This is a genomic window from Sphingopyxis sp., from assembly GCF_035250425.1.
Lineage (GTDB): Bacteria > Pseudomonadota > Alphaproteobacteria > Sphingomonadales > Sphingomonadaceae > Sphingopyxis.
The window spans coordinates 22,632-46,217 of the sequence record NZ_DATFFD010000278.1 but is presented as its reverse complement, the minus strand read 5'-3'; the positions used below and the strand labels follow the sequence as shown (position 1 = coordinate 46,217).

Genomic DNA, 23,586 nt, shown 5'->3' with positions numbered 1-23,586 from the left:
TACCCCGGATGACGGGGAAGGGCTGGCCAATCAGGTTAAGAACGCTGCCAGCCGCCGCCTTATCCCGCTGCACCCCAAGCTGATCGAGCTTGGATTTATCCGCTATGTGCAGGGTCTAGCCAATCAACAGGGCAGGGTGTTTCCCGAATTGAAGCCGGTAGGGGTCGGGCAAAAACTTACAGATAAGTGGGGGCAATGGTTCGGGCGGTATAAGCGCCAGATCGGTATCACCGACAGGACCAAGGTGTTTCACTCGTTCCGCCATACATGGAAAACCCATGCCGTTGACGCGGGCATTGCTGAGCGTGTCTGTCGGGAGTTCCAAGGCCATGAGGGTAAGGACGCCGCAGACAAATACGGGGCAGCGCCATCAATGGCAAAGCTCGTTGAAGCCATTGCATCCTACCGGGTGCCGGGGCTGATATTTCCACTGGCCCCGTAAGTCGATTTTCCGGCCCGTACAGAGGCGGCAGAGGTCGCCGGGTAGGCTGGTCCTATCCAGCGCCTCCGATGGTTCGCTATAGGCCTGCGGACCCGAGTAATTCCGATGGACGCTTGTCGAGTGCGGCGGCAATTTTGATGAGATTTAGGACCGACACGTTCCGCTCGCCGCGTTCGATTTTTCCCATATGGGAGCGGTCGATTTCGGCAGCGTCGGCAAGCGCCTCCTGTGAAAGTCCTACCGTCTTTCGGTGACAGCGAATAGCTTCGCCAAGTTGGGCAAGGCGACCTTCGTGATCCCGGTGTCCTGCAACGCGCTTCACCCACGATGCAATCTTGCCTTGACTATTTTAAGGCCACGGCATTTACGACCCTTTCGTCTATTGATGTGCCATCACCTTTCAACCGCGCAGCAAGGAGAGTGCAATGCTCCGATCTCCGAATAGCATCCGTGGCGTTTTGCACGGTTTCGTTCGACCTGTGGCGTCTATGGCGGTCATGGCAGCCATATGGGTTACGTCCTCCGCTTTAGCTCTGCCTGCGGATGCCGCTATGGTTCAAGAAAATGGCGACCCTGCCAGCGCGCGGGAGTTTCAAAGCGAGCCGATTGCAGAGGGGGTAGCGACTGAGCGCCTTGCACCGAAAGCGCCCATTGATCGCCGAACGTCATCGGAGCTTGTCGGGATGTCGCCTGCGGAGATTGAAGCGCAAATACCTGCATTGCCTACTAGGGAAGTTACTGCTCGGGACATTGCGCCTAAACCCACGGGGGCCAGCCTTATCATGGAAGGCCGCGTTGGGGTGGATATAACGCCCGGAAGCCAGATACCGGATGCCGATGACGCACGAGCTATGCAGGTCGAAGCTACTGAGCGGGAGGCAGTGGACGCGGCGGCTGAGGCTAAGCGGGCGGCGCAGCGGAATCACGCTGTAGAGTTGGCGCGGATCGTTTCGACTGCCGCTAGGAAGGCCGAGGCGGAATATCGTAGAGACAATCCTGGAGCTGACGAGGTCAAAGTATCAAGGGACATTTTTGCCTATGTGAAGCGCCCTCGCGGTTTCGCGAATTATGCGCAGCAGATGGTCGATATGTTCCTAGCTCAGCGCGAGACATTGACTTGGAGTAATGCACGGTTAGCTGAACAGGCGGGCGTGAATTTCCGCTTTGACGCTCCTGCAAGTCTGATGACCGAGCAATTAACGGCAAGCCAGAAAAGGAAGGTCGAGGCGACTCTCGGGCAATGGGGAATGTCGCTTGATCTTAGGAAGCATAATACGATCTCGAAGATCAAACTTGCCCTTCGCGCTCATTTCTCTGCCGAACAGAGCGAGAAGAAGTTTACCGGGACGGTCCATTTCACGGATGTTGAGGTGATCGTAAACGGCAAGCGGCGCGTCATCCAAAAAACCGACAAAGGACCGCGTATCCACGTCGGTAAGCAATGGATGAATGTTGATCGGTTGAAGTCCCTACTGTTGGAAATCTGATTTTCACTACATGTAATGTAGTAGCGCAAAGTGTACACCGGGCCAAATAGGCTGCCAAAAACGGTGCGTCAGTTGGACATGCGGGTCATCGCTTTGTGAAGGTTCGCGAGATGCCATTTTCCCCCGGCAGGGCTGGCAATTTCCCGGTCATTCAAAGCCGTCACCATCTGGCGCATGGTCATCCCTTCGCCCTTCAATTCCCGTAGCACCGGCAGGACCGGCTCTAGGCGTTCCACGGCCTCAGCCTTGTTCCGGGCAGCCTGCACCTTCCCATGCTTCCCTAGCACCTGTCCCCGGTCCTTTGCGGCGGCAAGGGCTGCCTTGGTCCGCTGTGAGATTAGCCCGGCCTCTAGCTCAGCAACGGCTGCCATCTGTGTGACAATGAAGCGGCCCATAGGCCCGGACACCTGAGGCATATCGGCAAAGGCAACATCTGCCCCGCTGTCGATCAGTGTAAGCAGGAAGCGAGTGTTACGGGCTAGCCGATCCAGCTTGGCCACGATCAACACAGCCCGCTCTTTCTTCGCCGCAGCCAGTGCAGCCACAAGCTCAGGGCGTCGGGCTAGCGCATTGCTGCCCTTGCCGGTTTCAACCTCAACATGTTCAGCGATAAGCTCAAGGCCATTGCTCGCTAGGTATCTGGCTACGGCATCCCGTTGCGCCTCAAGCCCTAGTCCGCTCTTGCCCTGTCGGTCGGTCGATACCCGTAGGTACGCGATAGCCTTGGTATGGCGATGATCGTTCATTGTCTGCCCTATCTGTTCATACGTCTACCCTCGTATACCCATGAACAGCGTAAGATGCAATACGGCAATGATCGGCCCGCGCAGCCCAGCCCCGGCCAGCCCACCCTACGGGGACAAACGCGCACAAATGGTCTGAGGTACCCCCGCGCGTGACAATATCATTTTCAGGCCGTGGCCGGGTTTGGCTTGGTTCCCCAAGTCGTTATGGCTTCGCCGAACTCGATATCTACCTTGACCTGATCGCCAGCGGTATGCGGCCCAAGAGAGCCATTGTTGAAAACTGATCCCGGATGACGGGCTATCAGCGTGAGGGAATGTACAAAATCTTTCGCGCCGTCTTCGGCAATCAATTCTGTCAAGCGCCGGTACTGATGCTCAAACATTCGGGTAGTGCAGCTTAGCTGTCTGGCGACGTCCGCTTGCGTCATAATGATGATGTCGATTTCGTCGAACAACGCTCTAAGTCGCCCTTTCAACGAGGGGTCTGTGGTCACTATCACCGGATTGAAGTCAATATTGCAGTTGTCGCCGGTACTGATAACGCCGCTGTTAGCACCACCCACTGTTACGTTCTTGGCCCTTATCTCGCCAAGTGTCGCCTGAGAGCCTTCCGAGATATCTACTAGGGACGAGTATCCATGCACGTTCTCAATATCCATACCCGACGATGTAGCGATGCCGCCTCCTGAAACCCGCAAAAGCGTCGGCTCTTGAACGACTGTACTTGTGGGCAGCCCATGAAAATGGTTCTCGACTATATTCATGGGGCCATCGCCCAGATTGTTATGGCCTTCGGTAGTCTGTGCTGTGCGTCCTTCGCTGGCGGTAACCTGCGGTGTGCGGGTTAGGTGATAGACGACAAAGGCAATAAGAATGGCGGCAATTGCCCACGGCAGGTATGGAGGCGGATCGGCCAATAGCTTGCCTAGCTTCCCTAAATCTGCCGGTAGGTCGGCTGCTGTATTCAAATGCCCATATGCGCCCCACAGGAACGCCAATAGGGAGCCTGCGCCGGAAAAGATTGTTGGCTTATTGAGCTTGGTCATGTTCGGTAAATAGCACGAGCAGGGGAAAGCGATAGTATCAATGTTCCCTCTGCGTTCTTCAATGCAAGACGCGCCGGGTTCGATGCCCAAACAGGGACCCACATCGACGGAAACCCTTGATTTGCCTAGTACAAAGGGCTAGTACAGCCGGGCTAGGCGTTTTAGGAAATCCCTTTATTTTCCAATACTTAGTGGTCCGCCCATCAAATCCTCTTCTGGGCACCATTTGTTCTTCCGGGGGCGTCCGAGAACGTCCCGAAAACGGGAGATTTCAGCCGTTTTTTGTGCTATAGCCGTCCGGTCAAATCCGGGCGGATACGGCACCAATCGGGAACAAAGTGGGTATATCCGAGGGTGCGATTCCGTCCTTTAGCGAGGACAGTATCTCCCATGGGCACCCTTTTTGCCACGACCGTCGCCAACGCCAAACCTCGAGATCGAGATTATAAGCTGTCCGATGGTCGTGGTCTCTATCTCCTTGTTCGCCCAAATGGCTCGAAGCTTTGGCGCTTCAATTATCGCTATCTCGAAAAGCACCGGACGCTTGCCTTCGGAGCATGGCCGGAGGTCGGCTTGGCCGACGCCCGATCGCGGCGGGACGAAGCGCGCCAGTTGATTGCCGCCGGTCTCGATCCGTCGCACGAGCGGAAAGTCCTGATGGCCAAGGCTCGTATCGCGGAGAACGACACCTTCAAGACCGTGGCGAAGGAATGGATCGCCAAAAACGAGCGCGAAGGCATGGCGGAGATCACGCTCAGCAAAATCCGATGGCTGCTCGACAAGGCGTATCCGAAGATCGGCGCCCGTCCGATCGCCAAGATCACCCCTCACGAAGTCCTCGTCGTCCTCCGGTCGGTCGAGGCGACCGGTCGCTATGAAAGCGCGCGCCGGATGTGCAGCGTCCTCGGGCGGGTGTTCCGCTATGCCGTTGCCACCACGCGCGCGGAACGGGATCCTACCGGCGACCTGCGCGGCGCGCTCATCGTGCCCAAGCCCAAGCATCTTGCCGCAATCACCACAGCGAACCGGGCCGGCGAACTGATGCGCGCGATCGAAGGCTATACCGGCCACGCGATTACCCTGTTCGGACTTCGGCTGTCGGCGCATTTGTTCGTTCGTCCAGGGGAACTGCGCCAGGCCGAATGGAGCGAGTTCGACTTCGACCGATCCGTCTGGAACATCCCCGCGGAGAAGATGAAGATGCGGCGCGCACACCGGGTGCCGCTCTCGAGCCAGGCGGTGGGGATATTCGAAGAGCTCTGGGACCTGACGGGTACAGGGCGCTATTGCTTCCCATCCTTCCGCACCGACCGGCGGCCGATGTCCGAAAACACGGTGAACGCCGCGTTGCGTGCGCTTGGCTTCGGGCAGGAGGAGATGACCGCCCATGGTTTCCGCGCCATGGCGGCGACGCTGCTGAACGAGAGCGGGCGGTTCCACCCGGATGCGATCGAGCGGCAATTGGCACATATGGAGAATGATGGTGTGCGGCGTGCCTATACGCGCGGCGAATATTGGGACGAACGGGTCGCAATGATGTAGTTCTGGTCGGATGAACTCGACCGCTTGCGTAGCGGCGCCAAGCTACTCAAGCCCAACTTTGGAGGGCGGCGCGCGGCTGGGGGGTGACCCAGGTCAATCGAGGCGTTTGGTATCGTAAACAACGATGTCGTTGGCCATCAGCTTGAGGTCCGAGAGACGCTCCGCGATCGCGGTTGGTGCGATCCTGGTTTCCAGCGATTGGTGATAGGCCCGCGCAAACTCGACCAGCTCCGCAAATTTGGGATCGATGTCTTCGGCTCCCTGCCAGGTGGCGATGAGGCTGGCGAGGCCATCAATCTTCCGCTTGCGCTCGATCTGGCGCTGCAGGAAGGTGATCCGGTTAGCCTTCAACGCGGGCCTGTCGTTCGCGCTCCTTCCTGAGCTTTCCCTGGTCGGCGAAGTCCTGTTTCCATTTTGCGTCCCGTTCGCGGCGCGCCTTCCGAGCCGTCGCAACGCGTTGTTGAGATTGTTTTCGCAGATCGGCTGTCGCCAATCGTGCAGGGCAGGGAAGAGATAGTGGCCGGGATTACTGAGCGTAACGAGCTCGCGAAGCAGTGCGAGGCTCTGCGACGATAGCGGCACGGCATGTGGCCGGCGCATTTTCGTCCTCGCCGCGGGAATGGTCCACACGGCATTGTCGAAGTCGATGTCACTCCATTCCGCCGCCCGCAGTTCGCCCGGGCGCAAGAAAACATGCGGGGCGAGTTGGAGTGCGATCCGCGTTTCGGGGCGCCCCGTGTAGCTTTGGATGGCGCGAAGCAGCTCGCCAACATGTCGCGGGTCGAGGATCGCGGCGCGGTGCGTTACTTTCGGAACGATCAATGCACCGCGAAGAACCTCGACATGGTTATGTTCGGCCCGGAGAGTCGCGATCGCGTATCGAAAGATGCGTCCGGCGAATCCGCGGGTGCGAACGGCGGTTTCGTGAAGGCCACGGCGTTCGATCAGCTTGAGCGCGATGAGCAGATCGTACGGCGATACACTGCCGACCGGCCTCGATCCGATGTGCGGATCGAGCAGATCCCGAAACCAGCGCAGCTTGGCAAGCGTGGCAGGCGCTTTGCCTTCGGCTTTCATCTTGTCGATATATTCATCGGCAATGGCGCGGAAGGTTGCCGCGGAGCCGACCATGGTCACGAGCTTGCTCCGTTTGGCGACAGCCGGATCAATTTCTCCCGCGATCTGGTCGCGGGCGTCGTGGCATTTCGCGCGGGCGGTGCGCAATCCGACTTGCGGAAACTTCCCGAGCGAGAGTCTTCGCTCGCGGCCGTACAGGCGGTATCTGAAGCGCCAAAGGCGCGAGCCATTGGGTTGGATCAGCAGGAAGAGCCCATTGCCGTCGTAGATCTTGTATGGTTTCGAGCGTGGGCGGAGCGACTGTATCTGCCGGAGGGTCAACATGGACGTTACCTCAAGTGTCAGTTGATGGTCGTCCGATGCTGCGCGCCTATGCGCGCGAGAGCAACAATGCTGCCGCCTGGCACCGCGAAAGCGCCGAAAAATCGTTTTATTTCAATGTGTTGGATGGTGCCGCTTACAGGACTCGAACCTGTGACCCCATCATTACGAATGATGTGCTCTACCAACTGAGCTAAAGCGGCAACGAGGGGCGCCACTAGCAGCGAGACCGGATGTTGACAAGCGCCCTCTGGCATTTGTTTTCGGCTCCCTGGGCGATGACTGTTTTGCCGGTCCGGTAAATTTCTGCGGCTGGCGGCAGGGGATTTCGGCGGGTCGGCGTCTATGATCCAATATCGCCTTGCCGCCGATCTGATTGGAGCCGGTCCCGATGACGCAATCCTTTACGCGCGAAGAATTCTACGACCTCGTCTGGTCGAAGCCGATGACGCACCTGGCGAAGGAGTTTCGGCTTTCCGACGTCGCGCTCCACAAGATCTGCAAGAAGCACGATATTCCCAAACCCCCGCTCGGCTGGTGGGCGAAAAAGCAGGCCGGAAAACCGGTGAGGCAGACGCCGTTACCACCCGCCGCCGAGGACAAGGAGACCAGGATCAGCATCACGGCTGGCGAATTGCGCGGGGAACCGGAGCTTATGGCCGTCGCGCGCGAAGAGGCCCGGATCGCGGCATCCAGCATCGACAGCGAAGCGGATGTACCGTCTCATCCGATCATCGAGCGGACGACCGCGAAGTTGCGGAAGGCGAAACCCGCTGCCGGCTCTATTCTGGTGTCGGTGGAAGGTGCCGGAGTCGTTCGCGCCCTGATCGGTCCCGAGTCCGTGGATCGCTTCGAGCAGGTGCTGAACCGTATCGTCGCCGCAGCGGCGACGCTGGGGATCAAATTCGAGCGCTGCGATAAGGGCGCGGTCTTCATGTGCGATGGGGAGGCGATCGGCTTTTCGGTTTCGGAACTCACGCGACGCGAGAAGCATGTGCTTACCGAGAAGGAGCAGGCGGAGTACGCTGCCTGGAAGAGCAAGCGGGACCGCTATTGGGCTCGGCGAAGCACGCCGCGGGGTTGGGATGACGACGATGATGTTGATCTATTTCCACCGCGCTTTCCCGAATGGGACTATCATCCTACCGGCCAGCTCTCGTTCGAGCTCGATCAACAGCATTTCTGGAATGCGAGCCCGCGCAAATCCTTCCGTGACGCCAAGGTTCAACGTCTCGAACTGATCGCGGGCGATATTGCGGTCGGGATTGCCGTCTATGGCGCGGCAATGAAAGCAGACCGCATTCGCCGGGAAGAAGATGCGCGACAATGCGAGGAGGAGAGACGGCAGCGCGAGCAGGCCGAGCGTGCAGAGCATGTCGAAAAACGCCGCTATGAAGCACTCGACAATATTCTCGATGAACTCGCTGCGCTCGAACGCCTGCGCAGCCTGGTCGGCGGCTTGCGTTCGGAACTCGCTTCGACAGCGGAAGGACGGGCCGAGGCGTTCCTTGCATTCGCGGAGAAGCGCCTGGCGATCCGCGAGGCAGCCTTCTCGGCGGATGGGCTACAGCGGCGCTTCGAAAAGAACAGGCTTTTCGGTGACGACGACGACCATGATTTTCGCCCGTCCCGATACTATTTTTGACGCGGCTGGCGCCCTGGTGGGCCGACGTCCGTGCCCGGCCGAATCAGGCGAGCTTTTGATGCAAGGCAGTCATTCGGGACTCGAACCACTGCACTGAATTTTATCTAGGCTCAGGACCTATTAAATAGCTTGCAGAGGTGGTGATTGGTTGATTCAGTGGTGGCGCGAGGAGGCGTTGTCATGAGTGATCTGATCTGGTTGTCGGAAGCGCAGATGCGCAGGATCGAGCCCTATGTTCCGCTTTCGCACGGGGTGCCTCGGGTCGATGATCGGCGGATTATCAGCGGCATCGTCTTCGTGATCCGCAATGGCTTGCGGTGGCGTGATGCGCCTGCGGCGTACGGGCCGCCAAAGACGATCTACAACCGGTTCATCCGCTGGAGCCGGATGGGCGTGTTCAACAAGATATTCGCGGCGCTGGCCGCCAAGGGCGGCAAGCCGGATCAGTTGATGATCGACGCGACCCATCTCAAGGCGCACCGGACGGCGGCCAGCCTGCTCAAAAAGGGGCTGTTCCCCGACGTATCGGTCGCACCAAGGGCGGCCTGAACTCCAAGCTCCATGCCGTCTGCGATGGCCAGGGCCGGCCACTGGTCATGCTGCTCAGCGAAGGGCAGATGAGCGACTACAAGGGCGCGGCGCTGATGATCGACGCCTTGCCCAAGGCCAAAGCGCTGTTGGCGGATCGGGGCTACGATGCCGACTGGTTCCGCGCCGCTCTGACCGAGCGCGGCATTGCTCCCTGCATCCCGTCAAAGGTCAACCGCAAGGTCCCGATCCCCCACGACACTGTGCTCTACCGCCAGCGCCACAGGATTGAGAACATGTTCGGAAAACTCAAGGACTGGCGTCGCATCCACACCCGTTACGACCGATGTGCACACACATTCATGTCAGCCATCTGCATCGCCGCAACCGTCATCTTCTGGCTCAATCAATGAGTCCTGAGCCTAGATTGCGCGACACGTTGAGATAGGCGGCGAACACCGGCTGCGACACATGCTCGCGCTCGCGGATCGCGCGGATTTCATCACCCGCCAGCGTCGGCACCGGGGCAAGGCACGCTTCGTCAAAGGTGCGCAAGGTCGCGCGCGACACCACGCCCGCGTCGTGCGCGTCGCTCATCATCTCATGGATCGCGCCCGCGGATCATTCGTCTCAAGACGGTGCTTCATCGCACCGGCCTTTCCCGCTCCACCCTCTACCGCAAGATCGCGGACGGGACATTTCCCGGGCAGGTGTCTATCAGCATCCACGGCGCCGGGTGGCATGAATCGGCCGTCATCGCTGGGTTGCTGACCCGGCGAACTACCGTGCCGATGACAGCGAAAGGGCCGCCCCATGAAGGCGCCTCGGGGGCTTCGCGGCTCGCTTCCTCACCGGCGATTGGTCGTAAGTGGCGGCCGCCCCCCGCGCTCACGAACCAAGGGAACGGTCGCGAAGGGCTTGATGTCGAAGGCCTCGTAGATCTCGCTCGGGAAATAGACGCGGCCCTGCGCAACGGTCATCCGGATGCCGTGCAGGGCGTCGAGGCTTCTCGACGGATCGCCAGTTACGAGAAAGAAGTCGGCGGACTTACCCGCCTCGATCGTTCCCCAGTTCTTCTCATGGCCGAGGTATCGCGCGCTTTCGATGGTGGCGCGTGCGAGCGCCTGCGCCGGGGTCATTCCCGCGCGCACGAACAGGTCGAGTTCGCGCCGGATGATAAACCCGTTGTTATCGTCGGCGCCCGGCAGGATCATGATCCCGCGACGGTTCATCTCGCGGGTGAGCTCGATCATCTTTTCGGCGGCGCCATCATAGGCCGCATCGTCCGCCGGGGTCTTGACCGGCATGATCGTGAAGCCGGGAAGCACCGAAATCATGCGGCCCGCCTTGAACTCCTTCGGAAAGTGGCTGAACCACCAGCCATCCTCGGGCTCGACCTCGCCCGTGCGATTGGTGAGGAGCCGGCGCATGATCGCGAGCGTCGGCTCGAACGCGATCTTGCGCGATTCCATCTGGTCCAGCGTGCGGCGCACCGCGGGGCTGCCGATGTCGAGTCCGAAGAAGCGCGACATGGCGGTGAGCCGAAGCGGCGTGCGCGTGTCTTCGCCGGGCTTCAGCACCCAGCCCAGCATCAGCTGGTTGGCGTGCGTGATCTCGTCATAGCCGCTCTCGATCATATGATCGGCGTCGGTAAAGGCCGGGATATGGCCCGCGACCCGGAGCCCGAGCCGGTGCGCCTCGTGCGCGATCGCCGGGACCCAGCTTGCGTCGAGCGAATTATAGATCTTGATCTGCCAATAGCCATGCGCGGCATACCACCGCACTGCCGCCAGCGCCTCGGCTTCGCTCTTCGCGACGATACCGCTGCCCTTCAGCGATACGGGACTGTCGCCCTCGATCATGCCGCTGAGAAGAAGGCGTGGGCCGGGCAAGCGGCCGCTCGCGATTTGCGGGAGGTAATGCGCGACATAGTCATTGTCCGAACCCATGTCGCGCGCGGTGGTGACGCCGCCAGCCAGCGAGAGCCACACCCCTTCGGGATAGGAAAGGCCCAGATGGAAATGGGTGTCGTGGAGTCCGGGGACGAGCGTTCCCCCTTCGCCCTCGATGATCGTCTCGTCCTTGCCCGAGGCATTGGCTGCGCCGATGGCTTTGATGACGCCATTCTCGAACAGGACCGAGGCAGGCGCTCCAAGATTGCCCGCGGCGGGGTCGAAAATGCGGATGTTGCGCACCCGAACCGGCCCCTTGAAATCGTGCAGGAGCTTCGCCTGGAGCGCGGCATGCGCCTCTTCCTCGCGCCGGGCCGTGGCCGCGCGGAGCGCCGCGGCGACGGGCAAGCGGTCCGCGAGAACGAGATCGCCGTCGCCGACCGCGACCAGCCTGCCGTCGGCGTCGAGACGTATCGTCTCACTCTTGCGGCCGGGCAGGCTGATTTCATAAGCGACCAGTCGGTAGCCGGCGACCGTCTCCTCGCCGATCCGCTTGAGTTCGGCGCGCCCTTCGGGCGTCGCCGGGAGCTTGTGGTCCGGCGACTTGAGGAGGAGCCGAGCATAGAGACCCAGCGCCCAGGGACTGGCTTCCTTGGGTGTGAAGAGCGTGGGGCCGGGGGCTGCGAGCGTTTTCGGGGCGTCGCTGCCTCCGATACGGATTGTCTCGCCATCGCGCTTCAGCGTCACCGTCTTGGCACTCGGCCCCGCGGACCCGATGCTGCCGAAATCCGACCTCGTGTCGATCCGCCAGTCGACAGGCCAGCCTTCCGCATCGCGTTCGAGCCTTTCGTGCGTCTCGGTGCCGCGGCCATTGTCTTTCGATTGCCAATCGATCTCAAGCACGCCGCCCGTATCGCGAACGACAAGGTCGCCGGCCTTGCCACCGCGTTCGGACAGCAGGACATAGGTCTCGGGATCGGCCGCCAGGGCAGGATCCGTCAGCACGAGCGCGGAGATAAGGGAAAGCACCGCCGTAACGCGAATCCGACGACCGTTCATGCATGGCCTCCCTTGTAGAATGCGGCGAGATCGGCGGTTGTGCGCGGCCGAAGCCCCATATCCTCGTAGACACCGTGGCCGGCGGGGTAGAGCGCGCTCGTGAAGCGATCCTTGGGTAGCGCCGCTTCGAGCCGGGCCTTGGAAGGCGCGAAAGGAACGATCAGGTCATAATAGCCGGTAACGAGGAAGACGCGCAGCGCGCGGTTCGCGCGCATCAGGTCGGCGAGGATCAGGTCGGTCCGTGGCTCGCGCACCGTGGCCTGATTCCAGCTGCGGGAAATCTCCATTGGGTCACGCGCATAGGATCCGGCGGCCGGGTAGTGGAGTTCGGTGCGGATGAGCGCCTCGATCGAGGCGGTCCGGTCGAAGCCGCTGTCGCGAGTGAGCACCGACGCGGTTTCGCCTGGCTGGGGGGCGGGACGGGTCTGGCGCCCGTCGCTGACCTCGAGCAGGAGGCCGCGGCTCGCAAGCAGGCCGGTGGCATATTGCTCGAGCGGCAGCACAAGGTTCGCTTCGGCAATGCGCGCAGCCGGGAGGCCGATATAGTCGGATATCCTTGCGGCAACCGCGTCGCGTTCCGCTCCGCCGAGCGCCTTGCCCTTGTCGAGCGCGGCCTGATAGGGGCCGTCGGCATAGCGAATGGCGTCGGCCACGACCTTGTCGGCCGTGTCCGCGCGATAAGCGCCAAGGCCGTGGTGATGAGCGACGGCGGCCATGGAAGGGATCATCGCGGCCGGGCTGTAGCTCTCGTCCCAATTATAGTCGCCGCCGAGCGGTGCCAGGGTCGGCGCGACGAGCGTGATGCCCGCGAGGCCGATCTTGCGCTCGGCGAGATTGCGCGCAACCTGTCCCGCCCGCGTCCCGCCATAGCTCTCGCCAACGATATAGACGGGCGCGTCGGGACGGCCATGCCGCGTCAGCCAGTCGATGATGAAGTCGGCGAATGCGCGGCCATCCTCCTCGACACCCCAATATTCGGGTTTGGTCGAGGTATCGCCCATCCGGCTGAATCCGGTGCCGGGCGCGTCGATGAAGACGAGGTCGCTGACATCGATAATGCTGTGCTCATTGTCGACGAACCGGTAGCCCGGCGCGGCGGGCGTCGTATCGGTGATCCGGGGCGAAAGATGCTCGCGCAGATGCCAGGTCGATCCGCCGGGGCCCCCGTTCCACAGAAAGGTAACGGGCCGCCGCTTGCTGCTCCCGCGCGCCATATAGGATACCGCGAAGATCGTGACCCTTGGGACGCCGGCCGCGTTGCGCATGATCGTCTCGCCGGTCTCCGACACCCATTCCACCCGCTTGCCGCGCACCTTAAGAGCGCCGGCTGCTCGCCCATAGGGTGGCGGCGCGGGAGGAGCCGCGAGAGCAGGGCAGGCGAGAGCGCCCACGCCCGCCATCGCGGCGCCGAGGAGCAAGCGGCGGGAGATCGCGGATTGATTGAGGTTCGTCATGGACGCGCATCCCATGGCTGTGAGGGGGCGGGCGGCGCGCTTGCCCTCGACCTGATCTGGCGTCCGAAGGGCGCCTTGATCGCGATGCCGATCGCGCCTGGGATCGCGATCGCAAACACGGCGCCGGCAAAATAGCCCGTGCCTCGGGGAGCTTCGTTCGATTCCGTCATTGTTCCCGCTTTCGCTTGTGCAATTGCTTTCCTCCTACCGGCAAATATCCGCCATTGCTTGCCGCGTGCCCGCGCCGTGCGGCATAGATTATGCGAATTGCCGCCCAGGATAGCCGCTGCCGAATAGAATATTCGGCAAAGCGGAGAGCCTTGCTCGCGAAATTCAGGATGGCCGCCCGGCTGCGGATAGAAATTGCTCGAATTGGCAGGTTGACGCGAAATCGACCCGCATTTTTCGGGCATCTTCTGCGAATGCGACTAATTTTTCCCGCGCCAATCGATAATTTCTTCCTTGCTTCCCTGTGGTTCGCCCGGGGCGGGAGTGCGAGGCGCGCGAGGACGCGAAATCCGGGAGGGTGGAATGAAGACGTTTTTGCTGGCGGCGGCAGTCTGCATGGCGGGACTGCCCGGAACCGGCTACGCCAAGGCGCAGCCGGCGCCATCCGACGCCGGCGTTTTTGCCGCTGCCACGGCGATCCAGCCCAAGGTCGTCGCCTGGCGCCGCGACATCCATCAACATCCCGAACTGTCCAATCAGGAGGTCCGCACCGCGAAGCTGGTCGCCGATCATCTCCGCCGCCTCGGCTTTGAAGTCCGCGCCGGGGTCGCGAAGAACGGCGTTATCGGCGTCCTGCGCGGCGGCAGGCCCGGCCGCACGATTGCCCTGCGCGCCGACATGGACGCGCTTCCGGTCGCCGAGAAAAATGATCTGCCCTTCGCGTCCAAGGCGACCGCACAGTGGAACGGCGAGACCGTTCCGGTCATGCACGCCTGCGGTCATGACGCCCATGTCGCGATGCTGATGGGTGCCGCCGAGGTGCTCGCATCGATGAAGGCCGGCCTCACCGGCACCGTGGTGTTCGTGTTTCAGCCTGCCGAAGAAGGCGCGCTGGGCGTTGAAACCTGGGGCGCTGCGCAGATGCTCAAGGAGAATGCCTTCGCTTCGCCGAAGCCCGACGCCTTTTTCGGCATCCATGTCGTGCCCGGAAAGGCCGGCTCGCTGAATTGGCGGTCGGGTCCATTCATGGCCGGCGCCGACAGCTGGGAACTTGCGGTGAGGGGGCATCAGACCCACGGCGGCCTCCCTTGGCTCGGGATCGATGCCGCCTCGGTCGCGGCGGATATCGTGACGAGCTTCAACCAGCTCGCCGCGCGCCAGATGGAAGTCTCGAAAGCACCGACCGTCCTGTCGGTCGGCCAGATCAAACTCGGGGTGCGCCACAACATCATCCCCGGTCAGTTCGACATGAGCGGCACGCTGCGCACCTTCGACCCCGAAATGCGCAAGTTCGTCCTCGCGCGCATGGAAGCGGCGATAAAGTCGATGGAAGTGAAATATGGGGTGCAATCGACCTTCAAGCTCATTCTGAGCCTGCCGGTGACGACAAACAGCGCGGCCCTGTCAATGCAGCTGGCGCCGACGCTCGAGCGGGCAGCGCCGGGCCTCGCGCGCGGCGACGCCGATTTCGTCATGGGCTCGGAGGATTTTGCCGAATATGAAAAAGTCGCCCCGATCTTCTTCGCCCACCTCGGTATTGGGGAGTCCGCCCCGAACCATTCGCCGGCCTTTATCCTGGATGAAACGGCGCTGGAGGTCGGGGTTCGGGCCCAAGTGTTTACCGTTCTGGATTTCCTGAACGGTCCCGCGATCAAGGTGAATTGATATGGCATTGCCGCGCAGTCCCCGTAATGCGAAGCTTCCGCTTCTCGCCTCCGTCGCTTTTACGTTCCTGTCGCCACCCGCCGCCGTCGCGCAGGAGCCGCCGCGTCCGGTCGACACATCGGCGTTCGGCAAGATCGGCGCGGCCTGCGCCGAGCTTCGCTACGCCGACTTCTCGACGATTGAGGACGCGATGACTCAGGTCACCAGTGCCCGCCCGGTTGCGGGCGCAGACGGCACCCCGGACTATTGCGAGGTCGAGGGCTATATCTGGCGCGCGACCCGGTTCCGGCTTCGTTTCCCGCTCGAAAACTGGAACCGGAAAATGGTGGTGCAGGGCGGCGGAGGCCAGACCGGCGATCTTCCCAATGATCCGCAGGCCAGGAGCGGGCGTGCGGCGCCGCTTCGCAAAGGCTATGCCGTCGTCAACCAGAATGGCGGCCATTTCTCGACCCTCACCGACACCAAATGGTCCTATTTCAACGAGCCGGCGATGATCGATTTCGGGATGCGCACGCCCTATGTCGTGAGCGTCGCGAGCAAGGCGATCCTCGCCCATGTCTTCGGCGAAAAGCCGCGGCGCGCCTATTTCGAGGGCTGTTCCAACGGCGGGCGCGAGGCGATGATGATGGCGCAGCGCTTCCCCTGGGAGTTCGACGGCGTGATCGCCGGTGCCCCGTCGATCGATGTGCGCGGGCTGACGATCAATCTGTTCCACGGCGCCGCCCTGCTGCGCGACCAGAGCCGCGCGGGCTTTGATCTCGCCGCAGCGCAGACCCTCCATAAGGGCGCGATCGGCCAGTGCGACAAGCTCGACGGCAAGCTCGATGGCCTCATCGGCGATCCGCGCGTCTGCAAGGTCGATTTCAGACCCCTCATGTGCAAAGGCGAGGCATCGACCTCCTGCCTGACCGAGCGACAGGCGGACATCGCCCGCCAGATGTACGCGGGGCCGCGCAACGCTGCCGGACAGCCTTTCACGGCACGTAGCGCCTATCCGGGGTCGGAGCTTTCCTGGATCAGCTTCATCACGCCGCGCTGGACGATCGATTATGGCAATGAACTCATGCGCGCAGCGCTCTATCCGCCGCCGCCGCCCGGGTGGATCCCGGATCCCGCCCGGCTCGAAGATTATGCGAAGCGGATGGGTGTGATCGAGGGCCTGACCGCGCCGACAAATCCCGACCTCACACAGTTCAACGCCGCGGGCGGCAAGATGATCGCCTATTATGGCTGGACCGATGCGTTCGGCGGCGCGGATGCGATCATGAACTATTATGAAGCCGCCGAGCGCGTCGGCGGCGGCGAGGAGGCCACCCAGGACTATTTTCGCCTCTTCATGATGCCCGGCATGGATCATTGCGGCGGCGGCGAAGGCGCCTTCGTCTATGACTATCTTGGCGAGCTCGATAAATGGGTGGAAAGCGGGAAGGCTCCCGCCAGTCTCACCGGCTTCCATCCGGGACCCGAGGGCAAGCCGCAGTTCAGTGCGACGGTCGTGCCCTATCGTTCGAAAAGACAATAGCAGCAGATGGCGAAGCTCTCAGGTTCAAGGACAGGCAGAATGATCTTGGTTTGGAAAGCTCACCGCGGTGCGGGCTCGGCGTTCAGGCTTGCGGCACTGGCTGTGACGATGAGCGCGCTGGCGATAACCGGCGCCGCGGCTGCCCCGACGGCAAAGGAGGCGGACGCCAGCCCCGCCCTGACCATGCCGAAGCCGGCTCCCGATGTCGTCACCCGGATTTCGGAGCGTCCGCTGCGCGTCGAGGACGTGGCCTCCGCGAAACGGTTCGTGTCGCAGCACGCGACGCATATCCGCGGCAAGGACATAAAATATCGGGCGGTCGCGGGCGAGACCTACATCACCAATCTCTACGGCGAACCGACGGCCAGCATCTTCTCCTTTTCCTATCTGGTCGATGCGCCGGCCAGCCGCGACCGGCCGGTGATGTTCGTCTTCAACGGCGGTCCCGGCTCATCCTCCTTCTGGCTTCACATGGGTGTTGTCGGGCCGCGCCGCGTCGTTCTCGACCGCGAGATAAACCCCAGCAACCTTCCGCCTTTCGGCTATCAGGACAATGATCTGAGCCCGCTCGACGTGGCGGATCTCGTGTTCGTCGACCCGGTGGGTACGGGCTTCAGTCACGCGGTCGGAAATGCCAAGGCAAGCGACTTCTACGGCGTAGAGGAAGATGCCGACGCCAATGCGCGTTTCATCGAGGCGTGGCTCACCGAACATGGCCGGTGGAATTCGAAAAAATTCCTCATGGGGGAGAGCTATGGCGGCACCCGCGCCGCGGTCATGCCCCGCGCCCTCATGGGCGGACCTTTTTTTGGCGGCACGCTGCGCGGAATCACGATCGACGGGATTGTGATGGTGTCGCCGTCGCTCTCGCCGACACTCGCGCCCGATACGAGCGCGATGGCCACCGCGCTGGACTTGCCCACCCTCGCGGTCACCGCATGGTATCACGGCCGGGTCGCGCGCGACGGGCGCTCCGCCGGGCAATTTTATGAAGATGTGAAGCGTTTCGGCGCCACCGATTATAAGGACGCGCTCGAGCGCCTCGCCAAGGGGCAGCTTTCTGCCGCCGGAAAGTCGGCGGTCGCGGCGCGGCTCGCGGCGCTCACCGGCGTGGCCGCCGATGAATGGGAGCGGCGCGATCTTCGGCTTCCGGTTGGCGAGTTTCGAAAGCTTCTGCTGGGGAAGCAGGGACTCGAAGCGGGGGCTTATGACAGCCGCTATACGATGCCGCTCGCCAACAGCGGGCGCGATCCGGTTGCGGACGATCCGGCGATGGGCAAATATTCCCCTGGCTTCGTCGCGGCCTTCCATCAGATGTTACGCAACGAGCTCGGGGTTTCGATGCCCATTCCCTACAATTTCATCACTTGGGCCGACGTGAACTTCGGATGGCGCTGGAACCGGCCCGCCGGCGGCCCCGATGCGACGCCCGTGCGCGATCTTGCAATGGCGATGCGACGCACCGAAGGAATGCGGCTGATGGTTGCGAGCGGCCTCTATGATTTCGTGACGACGCCAGCTGATGCAGAGCATGATCTCGCGGGCGGGAATCTGCCTCGCGATCGTGTTTTCCTGCGAAACTATGAATCTGGTCACATGCTCTATCTCGGCGACACCGCGGAGGCTTTCGCAAACGATGTGCGCGCCCTGATCGAGAATAAGCTGCGCTGACCGGGCAAGGCAGGGAATTTAGAGCGCCAGGCGTCCCCGAATTGGGATTGCGGTCGATTGTTTGAACTCGAGCAGGGTGACGGTCGAGACGATGTCGCGGACGCCGGGCAGCTTCAGGATCGTCTTGAAAACGAATTTTTGATATTCTTCCAGAGAGCCCGAGATGACCTTGATGAGGACGTCGCGCTCACCGAAGATCGTGTGGCACTCGAGGATTTCGGGCGTGATCTCGATCTTGCGGATGAACTCGGCACGCTGATCGTCGCCCAGCGAATCCATCTTCAGCGTCGCGAAGACGAGGACGCTGTCGCCGAATTTCTTGCGATCAAGGATTGCGACCTGGCGCTTCACATATCCTTCTTCGCGAAGCCGCTGAAGCCGCCGCCAGCAGGGCGACTGCGAAAGGCCGACCTTCTCGGCAAGTTCGGTCGTGGAGAGGCTCGCGTCCTTCTGAATCTGCTCCAGGATGCGAATGTCAAATGCGGTGAGTGCTTCGGTCATGGCCCGCCTCGAAAAATGACATTTTTATGGCCATTGCGGCTTTTTGCAACATAAATTTGACGATCTTTGGATGAGAGGAAGCGGTTTTATACCTAAATCAGCTGCTCCAACGCGGATACATTCCAGCACAGTCATCGGCGGCCAGGCAACGGGCGGCGAATAGCTTGCGCTGCGATCCGCAGATTGGCGGTGAAATTATGCGCGCGATGCGGCCATATTTGGAATTTCGCATAAAGATCGCGAAAATACCCGCTAATCTTTGCCACAATGTCCGCACTTCGACGGCGGGCCGGGTCCATGCTGGAGAGGGCGATCCCGAGATGACGGTTCCATATTATGCGGCGCATCAGGTCGAGGCGCTGCTGGATTTTCCCGGCGGCATTCAGGCCATGCGCGAGGCCATGGCATCGCTGTCGGCAGGAGGGCCGCAGCCGCTCCGGCAAATCTTTCCGCTCGGGGACGAGCGCCTGTTTGCGGTGATGCCAGGGAGCCTCGAGGCCCAATCGCTGTTCGGCGCCAAGGTCATCAGTTTCTTTCCGCAGCCCGGAGAGGCCGGCCGCTGGCGGCATCGCGGTATGGTGCTCTGTTTCGATGGCGAAACGGGTGAGCCGGTGTGCCTTGCCGATGCCGAGGCGGTCACGACGATCCGCACGGCCTGCGCCTCGGCGGCGGCGACCGACGCGCTTGCCCGCGCCGATGCCGATGTCCTTGCTGTCTTCGGCACCGGGACGCAGGCGGCATCTCACATTCGGGCGCTCGCGCATGTCCGCCCTTTCCGCAAGATGATCATCTGGGGGCGTTCGGAGGAGCGCGCCGCCGCGATGGCCGCGCGCTTCGAAGCCGAACTCGGTGTCGCTGTCACGGGTACGGCAGACGGCCAAGGCGCTGCCGGCGAAGCGCAGGTGATTTGCACCACGAGCAGCTCCGCCGAACCGATCCTCCTGCACGAATGGATTCGGCCGGGAACCCATGTCAATCTCGTGGGATCGAGCTTCCTCGGCCCGGTCGAGGTCGATTCCGCGCTGGTCGCCGCGGGCCGCTATTTCGCCGACTATCGTCCGTCCGTCCTCGCGCAGGCGGCGGAATTTGCCGTCGCGCGTGACGCAGGGCTCATTACCGACGAGCATGTCGTCGGCGAAATCGGCGATGTTTTCGCGGGTCGCGTCGCGGGCCGCGAGGACGAGGACCAGCTCACCATCTATAAATCGCTCGGGCACGTCGTGCAGGATCTGGCCGCCGCCCTCTATGTCCACCGCCGTTCCAGCATCGGGAGCTGAATTGCATGAACTCCATTTCGCTTCGTCTCGTCCTGGCCGCGCTGGCGGCCGCGGCCAGCCCGACGGCGATCGCGGCCCCGGTCGAGCAACTGACCGTCGTCTCAAATGGCGAGAAGGTCGGCTCGGTGGTCGCCACGACGGACGGCAACCATGTGACGGTCGATTTCGGAATCGACAATAATGGCCGCGGCGCCAAGCACCGGCAGGAAATCGACCTTGGCACCACGGGCGTTCCCACGCAGATCACCGTCAACGGAACCTCGCTGATGGGCGGTCCGGTTGCCGAGGAATATCGCTGGAGTGCCGGGAAGGCGACCTGGACCAGCCAGGCCGACCGGGGTAGCGCCAGGCGCCCGGATCCCGCTGTATACATCGTGAACGACGACAACCCATATATGCTCGGCATCTACGCGCGGGCCGCTCTTGCTTCGGCTGGCGGCTCGGTCGACGTGCTGCCCGCCGGCCGGGTCACGATCGCGAAGCTTCGCGATCTCAAAATATCGGGCAAGGACGGCGCGGCCGTCGACGTCTCGGTCTACCGGCTCCAGGGCGTTCAGCTCAATCCGAGCTACCTCGTGCTCGACGGCGACAAACGCCTCTTCGCAGCCTTCGGCGCGGGCGATGTCGGGACGACGATTCGCGAGGGATTCGAGAAAGACGTGCCGACGCTCGGCAAGCTCTACACCGAGCTCGAAACCGAACGGATGGGCGACCTTCAGGCGAAACTTGCCCACCGCTTCACCGATCCGGTCCGCATCACCAATGTTCGCATCTTCGATCCCCGCACGGGGCAGCTCTCGCCACTGTCCCATGTCGTCGTGATGCGCAACCGGATCACGCAGATCATGCCGGCGCAGGGCGCGCCGGCGGCGGCCGGCGAGGTGCTGATCGACGGTGAGGGGGGCACCCTCTATCCGGGCCTTCACGACATGCACGGCCATGCGACTCTCGAGTCGGGTCTCATGTATCTCGCCGCCGGGGTCACCAGTGTGCGCGACATGGGCAACGACAATCGCTTCATGCAGGCACTGCTGCCGATGATCGACACGGGCAAGGTCGCCTGGCCGCGCATCATTCCCTCGGGCTTTATCGAAGGCCGCAGTCCCTTCTCGGCGCGCTACGGCTTCATTCCGGAAACGATCGATGACGCATTGAAGGCGGTTCGCTGGTATGCCGACCGCGACTATGCCGAGATCAAGCTCTACAACAGCTTCAATCCCGACTGGGTGAAGCCGGTCGCTGCGGAGGCGCATCGCCTCGGACTTCGCGTCTCGGGGCACGTCCCCGCGTTCGATACGCCCGATCGCGTCGTCGAGGACGGCTACGACGCCATCGCCCATATCAACCAGCTGATGCTCGGCTGGATCCTCGAGCCGGGCGAGGATACCCGCACCGCCCTGCGCCTCACCGCCATGTCGCGCGCCGGAAAGCTGGATCTGGCCTCGCCGCGTGTCCAGAAGACCGTCGAGCTGATGAAGCGCCACGGCACCGCGCTCGACACGACCGCGGTTATCCTCGAACAGCTCATGCTGAGCCGCGCGGGCGAAGAGCCGGCCCTCTCCAAGGATTATCTCTCGCATCTGCCGATCGGCTATCAGCGCTTCCGCAAGCGCAGCTACGTTCAGCTCGGCGGCGCGGAGAGCGACGCGGATTACCAGGCGAGCTTCGCGAAAATCCTCGATACAGTCGCGATGATGCACAAATCGGGAATCCGCCTGCTCCCGGGAACCGACGACGGCACGGGCTTCACCGTCTTGCGCGAGCTTGAGCTTTACGTGAAGGCAGGCCTCACGCCGGCCGAAACGCTTCATCTCGCAACCTATGGCGCCGAAGAATATCTGGGACGAACCCATCAGCTTGGGACGATCGAGCGTGGCAAGCTAGCCGACTTCGTGCTCGTAGCGGGAGACCCGACGCGCGACATCACCGCGATCAAGCGGCCGCGCATGGTCGTCAAGGATGGCATGGTCTATTTCCCTTCGGAAATTTACACCGCACTTAACATCAAGCCCTTCACCGAGGCGCCGACAGTCAGAAAGCCGGTGACCCCCGTCGCGATTGAGGCCGCCGGCGATCCCGTCGGCTTTGGCTACACCCACATTCCCCATGCGGATTGATCGTGCAGCGCGAACGTGCGTCCGCATCGTCACTGACTGAAATCGGAATCTCGACATGACCGAACAAAATGGTAGCGCCCGCCTTCGAAAGGACGTCGGCCTCCTCGGCGTCGTGACCTTGGGGGCGGGGACGGCGATCGGCGTATCGATCTTCTCGATCCTGCAACCGACCGCCCAGGTCGCGGGTTCGGGCCTGCTTCTCGCGATCCTGATCGCGGCGCTGCCGATGCTGCTGTTCGCGGTGTCCTATTCCTATCTGGGTTCGGTCTACCCGGTGTCGGGCGCCTCCTATGAATGGCCGAGCCGCTTCCTCCATCCGCTGGTCGGCTATCTTATCGCCTGGATGCGCATCGTCGCCAATGTGGGCGCAACCGTGATCCTGGCGCAGGTGCTCGTCAGCTATCTCGGCATGATCTATCCATTGCCGCTCAAGCCGACGATGGCCGCGCTCATCACGATCGTCTTTGCGATCAATTACCTCGGCGTCGGGGTCGCCGCGAAGGCCCAGTCCTTCCTGATGATCATGCTCATCGTCGTGCTCGGCATTTTCGTCGTTACCGGTACTCCGCAGGTCGACATCGCCAATATCGGCGATCCTCTCGGTCATGGCATCCTGCCGATACTTGCAGTCGTGCCGCTGATGATCAGCCTGTTCCTCGGCATCGAATCCGCGGTCGAAATCGGCGAGGAAATCCGCAATCCCGAACGCAATATCCCGCTCGGCATCGCGCTCGCCTGCCTGCTGTCGGCGATCGTCTACGGTCTCGTCGCCTTCACCGCTCTCGGCCTTGCGGGTCCGGAAGCCCTCGCGGCCAGCGACGCTCCGCTGCTCACAGCCGCCAAGATCGCAATCGGGGATCTCGCAATTCCGCTAATCGTCGGTGCCGCCGCCTTTTCGATTTTCAAGTCGATCAACGCCGTCACGCTCATCTTCTCGCGCAGCCTCTTCGCGATGGGGCGCACCGGCGTCCTTCCGTCGGCACTCGCCGTGATCGATCCGAGGCGCGGCACCCCCACCCGCGCTCTTTTTGTCGCTTATTGCTTCGCGATGGCGGGACTGTTCCTGCCTTCGAGCCTCGTCTTCCTGCTGCTCGCGGTCAATGTCCCGACGATGCTGAAATATCTCGCTTGTTCGCTGTGCGCGGTAAAGGTCGCTCAGGATCCCAAGCTGCATGCCAAGTCGAATCTGCGCATTCCGGCCCGCCGCGTGATCGCCATCTCCTACGGCGGGGTCGTATGCGCGGCGGCGATCACCATCTTCGGGATCGAGGCAGACTTCCGGCCCTATCTTCTCGTCGGCGGATGGATGATCCTGGGGCTCATCTACTGGCTCATCCGTACGCGCCTCTCGCGCAGCCCCGCTCAATGATGAGCGAGGCTGCGGGAAAAATTATGCGCGATGCGCCGGAATCAGCTGCACTTCGCA

17 protein-coding genes, 1 tRNA gene and 3 pseudogenes are annotated in these 23,586 nt (G+C 62.2%); 12 read left to right on the top strand and 9 right to left on the bottom strand.

The window, feature by feature from the left end; genetic code table 11:
• Positions 1 to 442 (top strand): annotated as a pseudogene (locus tag VJ811_RS17015) (hypothetical protein); the annotation flags it as partial.
• A 76-nt stretch (positions 443 to 518) separates the two neighbouring features.
• On the opposite strand, the gene VJ811_RS17010 reads toward VJ811_RS17015, so the two are convergent.
• Positions 519 to 764: a helix-turn-helix transcriptional regulator gene (locus VJ811_RS17010; RefSeq protein ID WP_324074563.1), complete on the bottom strand. Its 246-nt coding sequence runs from the start codon at positions 762 to 764 to the stop codon at positions 519 to 521.
• Between the two features lie 229 nt (positions 765 to 993).
• Between VJ811_RS17010 and VJ811_RS17005 the strand changes: the two genes are divergently transcribed.
• On the top strand, positions 994 to 1,929 hold the full coding sequence (locus VJ811_RS17005) for a hypothetical protein (RefSeq protein WP_324074562.1): 936 nt from the start codon (positions 994 to 996) through the stop codon (positions 1,927 to 1,929).
• Between the two features lie 68 nt (positions 1,930 to 1,997).
• Here the strand turns inward: VJ811_RS17005 and VJ811_RS17000 are convergent, their stop codons facing one another.
• Entirely contained in the window at positions 1,998 to 2,675 is a 678-nt protein-coding gene (locus VJ811_RS17000; protein WP_324074560.1) for a recombinase family protein, read from the bottom strand.
• A gap of 164 nt (positions 2,676 to 2,839) precedes the next feature.
• Positions 2,840 to 3,721, bottom strand: coding sequence for a hypothetical protein (locus VJ811_RS16995; protein WP_324074559.1), 882 nt, complete (start codon positions 3,719 to 3,721; stop codon positions 2,840 to 2,842).
• A gap of 390 nt (positions 3,722 to 4,111) precedes the next feature.
• On the opposite strand from VJ811_RS16995, the pseudogene VJ811_RS16990 reads away from it, so the two are divergent.
• A pseudogene (locus VJ811_RS16990) lies at positions 4,112 to 5,350 on the top strand (tyrosine-type recombinase/integrase).
• Positions 5,351 to 5,356: 6 nt separating this feature from the next.
• On the opposite strand, the gene VJ811_RS16985 reads toward VJ811_RS16990, so the two are convergent.
• On the bottom strand, positions 5,357 to 6,664 hold the full coding sequence (locus VJ811_RS16985; RefSeq protein WP_324074557.1) for a tyrosine-type recombinase/integrase: 1,308 nt from the start codon (positions 6,662 to 6,664) through the stop codon (positions 5,357 to 5,359).
• 124 nt (positions 6,665 to 6,788) lie between these two features.
• Positions 6,789 to 6,864 (bottom strand) — tRNA-Thr (locus VJ811_RS16980).
• A 188-nt stretch (positions 6,865 to 7,052) separates the two neighbouring features.
• On the opposite strand from VJ811_RS16980, the gene VJ811_RS16975 reads away from it, so the two are divergent.
• Both VJ811_RS16975 and VJ811_RS16970 read left to right on the top strand, forming a co-directional pair.
• Positions 7,053 to 8,306 (top strand): hypothetical protein, encoded by a 1,254-nt coding sequence (locus VJ811_RS16975; RefSeq protein ID WP_324074554.1) that lies wholly within the window; start codon positions 7,053 to 7,055, stop codon positions 8,304 to 8,306.
• Positions 8,307 to 8,486: 180 nt separating this feature from the next.
• A protein-coding gene (locus VJ811_RS16970) for an IS5 family transposase (RefSeq protein WP_324074553.1) occupies positions 8,487 to 9,247 on the top strand; the annotation gives its coding sequence in 2 pieces (ribosomal slippage) (positions 8,487 to 8,820 and positions 8,820 to 9,247; 762 coding nt in all).
• Here VJ811_RS16970 and VJ811_RS16965 read toward each other — a convergent pair.
• Positions 9,237 to 9,434 carry a hypothetical protein gene (locus VJ811_RS16965; RefSeq protein WP_324074552.1) on the bottom strand — a complete coding sequence of 66 codons (198 nt, stop codon included), beginning with the start codon at positions 9,432 to 9,434 and terminating at the stop codon, positions 9,237 to 9,239. The genes VJ811_RS16970 and VJ811_RS16965 overlap by 11 nt on opposite strands.
• Before the next feature lie 20 nt (positions 9,435 to 9,454).
• Here VJ811_RS16965 and VJ811_RS16960 point away from each other — a divergent pair.
• A pseudogene (locus tag VJ811_RS16960) lies at positions 9,455 to 9,651 on the top strand (helix-turn-helix transcriptional regulator).
• Positions 9,652 to 9,682: 31 nt separating this feature from the next.
• On the opposite strand, the gene VJ811_RS16955 reads toward VJ811_RS16960, so the two are convergent.
• Together VJ811_RS16955 and VJ811_RS16950 are read right to left on the bottom strand one after the other, a co-directional pair.
• Positions 9,683 to 11,785 carry an amidohydrolase family protein gene (locus tag VJ811_RS16955; protein ID WP_324074550.1) on the bottom strand — a complete coding sequence of 701 codons (2,103 nt, stop codon included), beginning with the start codon at positions 11,783 to 11,785 and terminating at the stop codon, positions 9,683 to 9,685.
• A complete protein-coding gene (locus VJ811_RS16950) occupies positions 11,782 to 13,239 on the bottom strand; it encodes a S10 family serine carboxypeptidase-like protein (RefSeq protein WP_324074548.1) in 1,458 nt (485 codons plus the stop codon). Before VJ811_RS16950 ends, VJ811_RS16955 begins: the two co-directional genes overlap by 4 nt.
• Before the next feature lie 531 nt (positions 13,240 to 13,770).
• Between VJ811_RS16950 and VJ811_RS16945 the strand changes: the two genes are divergently transcribed.
• Genes VJ811_RS16945 through VJ811_RS16935 form a run of 3 tightly spaced genes read left to right on the top strand, consistent with a single transcriptional unit; the run spans position 13,771 to position 18,265 of the window.
• A complete protein-coding gene (locus tag VJ811_RS16945) occupies positions 13,771 to 15,072 on the top strand; it encodes an amidohydrolase (RefSeq protein WP_324074546.1) in 1,302 nt (433 codons plus the stop codon).
• 1 nt (position 15,073) lies between these two features.
• Entirely contained in the window at positions 15,074 to 16,594 is a 1,521-nt protein-coding gene (locus VJ811_RS16940; RefSeq protein ID WP_324074544.1) for a tannase/feruloyl esterase family alpha/beta hydrolase, read from the top strand.
• A gap of 39 nt (positions 16,595 to 16,633) precedes the next feature.
• Positions 16,634 to 18,265, top strand: coding sequence for a S10 family peptidase (locus VJ811_RS16935; protein WP_324074542.1), 1,632 nt, complete (start codon positions 16,634 to 16,636; stop codon positions 18,263 to 18,265).
• Positions 18,266 to 18,283: 18 nt separating this feature from the next.
• Here the strand turns inward: VJ811_RS16935 and VJ811_RS16930 are convergent, their stop codons facing one another.
• Positions 18,284 to 18,766, bottom strand: coding sequence for an Lrp/AsnC family transcriptional regulator (locus VJ811_RS16930; protein WP_324074540.1), 483 nt, complete (start codon positions 18,764 to 18,766; stop codon positions 18,284 to 18,286).
• Positions 18,767 to 19,086: 320 nt separating this feature from the next.
• Between VJ811_RS16930 and VJ811_RS16925 the strand changes: the two genes are divergently transcribed.
• The 3 genes from VJ811_RS16925 to VJ811_RS16915 are packed head-to-tail and all read left to right on the top strand — an operon-like array spanning position 19,087 to position 23,529.
• On the top strand, positions 19,087 to 20,043 hold the full coding sequence (locus VJ811_RS16925) for an ornithine cyclodeaminase family protein (RefSeq protein WP_324074538.1): 957 nt from the start codon (positions 19,087 to 19,089) through the stop codon (positions 20,041 to 20,043).
• 5 nt (positions 20,044 to 20,048) lie between these two features.
• Entirely contained in the window at positions 20,049 to 22,160 is a 2,112-nt protein-coding gene (locus VJ811_RS16920) for an amidohydrolase family protein (RefSeq protein WP_324074535.1), read from the top strand.
• A 55-nt stretch (positions 22,161 to 22,215) separates the two neighbouring features.
• Positions 22,216 to 23,529, top strand: a complete 1,314-nt coding sequence (locus tag VJ811_RS16915; protein ID WP_324074533.1) for an APC family permease — start codon at positions 22,216 to 22,218, stop codon at positions 23,527 to 23,529.
• Positions 23,530 to 23,586 lie beyond the last annotated feature (57 nt).

What these genes read in the sequence shown, in the direction of transcription:
- VJ811_RS16915 (WP_324074533.1), top strand. Translation starts at nt 22,216, where the DNA reads ATGACCGAACAAAATGGTAGCGCCCGCCTTCGAAAGGACGTCGGCCTC.
- VJ811_RS16975 (WP_324074554.1), top strand. Translation starts at nt 7,053, where the DNA reads ATGACGCAATCCTTTACGCGCGAAGAATTCTACGACCTCGTCTGGTCG.
- VJ811_RS16945 (WP_324074546.1), top strand. Translation starts at nt 13,771, where the DNA reads ATGAAGACGTTTTTGCTGGCGGCGGCAGTCTGCATGGCGGGACTGCCC.
- VJ811_RS16950 (WP_324074548.1), bottom strand. Translation starts at nt 13,239, where the DNA reads ATGACGAACCTCAATCAATCCGCGATCTCCCGCCGCTTGCTCCTCGGC.
- VJ811_RS16940 (WP_324074544.1), top strand. Translation starts at nt 15,074, where the DNA reads ATGGCATTGCCGCGCAGTCCCCGTAATGCGAAGCTTCCGCTTCTCGCC.
- VJ811_RS16930 (WP_324074540.1), bottom strand. Translation starts at nt 18,766, where the DNA reads ATGACCGAAGCACTCACCGCATTTGACATTCGCATCCTGGAGCAGATT.
- VJ811_RS16995 (WP_324074559.1), bottom strand. Translation starts at nt 3,721, where the DNA reads ATGACCAAGCTCAATAAGCCAACAATCTTTTCCGGCGCAGGCTCCCTA.
- VJ811_RS16955 (WP_324074550.1), bottom strand. Translation starts at nt 11,785, where the DNA reads ATGAACGGTCGTCGGATTCGCGTTACGGCGGTGCTTTCCCTTATCTCC.
- VJ811_RS16965 (WP_324074552.1), bottom strand. Translation starts at nt 9,434, where the DNA reads ATGATGAGCGACGCGCACGACGCGGGCGTGGTGTCGCGCGCGACCTTG.
- VJ811_RS17005 (WP_324074562.1), top strand. Translation starts at nt 994, where the DNA reads ATGGTTCAAGAAAATGGCGACCCTGCCAGCGCGCGGGAGTTTCAAAGC.
- VJ811_RS17000 (WP_324074560.1), bottom strand. Translation starts at nt 2,675, where the DNA reads ATGAACGATCATCGCCATACCAAGGCTATCGCGTACCTACGGGTATCG.
- VJ811_RS16925 (WP_324074538.1), top strand. Translation starts at nt 19,087, where the DNA reads ATGACGGTTCCATATTATGCGGCGCATCAGGTCGAGGCGCTGCTGGAT.
- VJ811_RS16935 (WP_324074542.1), top strand. Translation starts at nt 16,634, where the DNA reads ATGATCTTGGTTTGGAAAGCTCACCGCGGTGCGGGCTCGGCGTTCAGG.
- VJ811_RS16920 (WP_324074535.1), top strand. Translation starts at nt 20,049, where the DNA reads ATGAACTCCATTTCGCTTCGTCTCGTCCTGGCCGCGCTGGCGGCCGCG.
- VJ811_RS16985 (WP_324074557.1), bottom strand. Translation starts at nt 6,664, where the DNA reads ATGTTGACCCTCCGGCAGATACAGTCGCTCCGCCCACGCTCGAAACCA.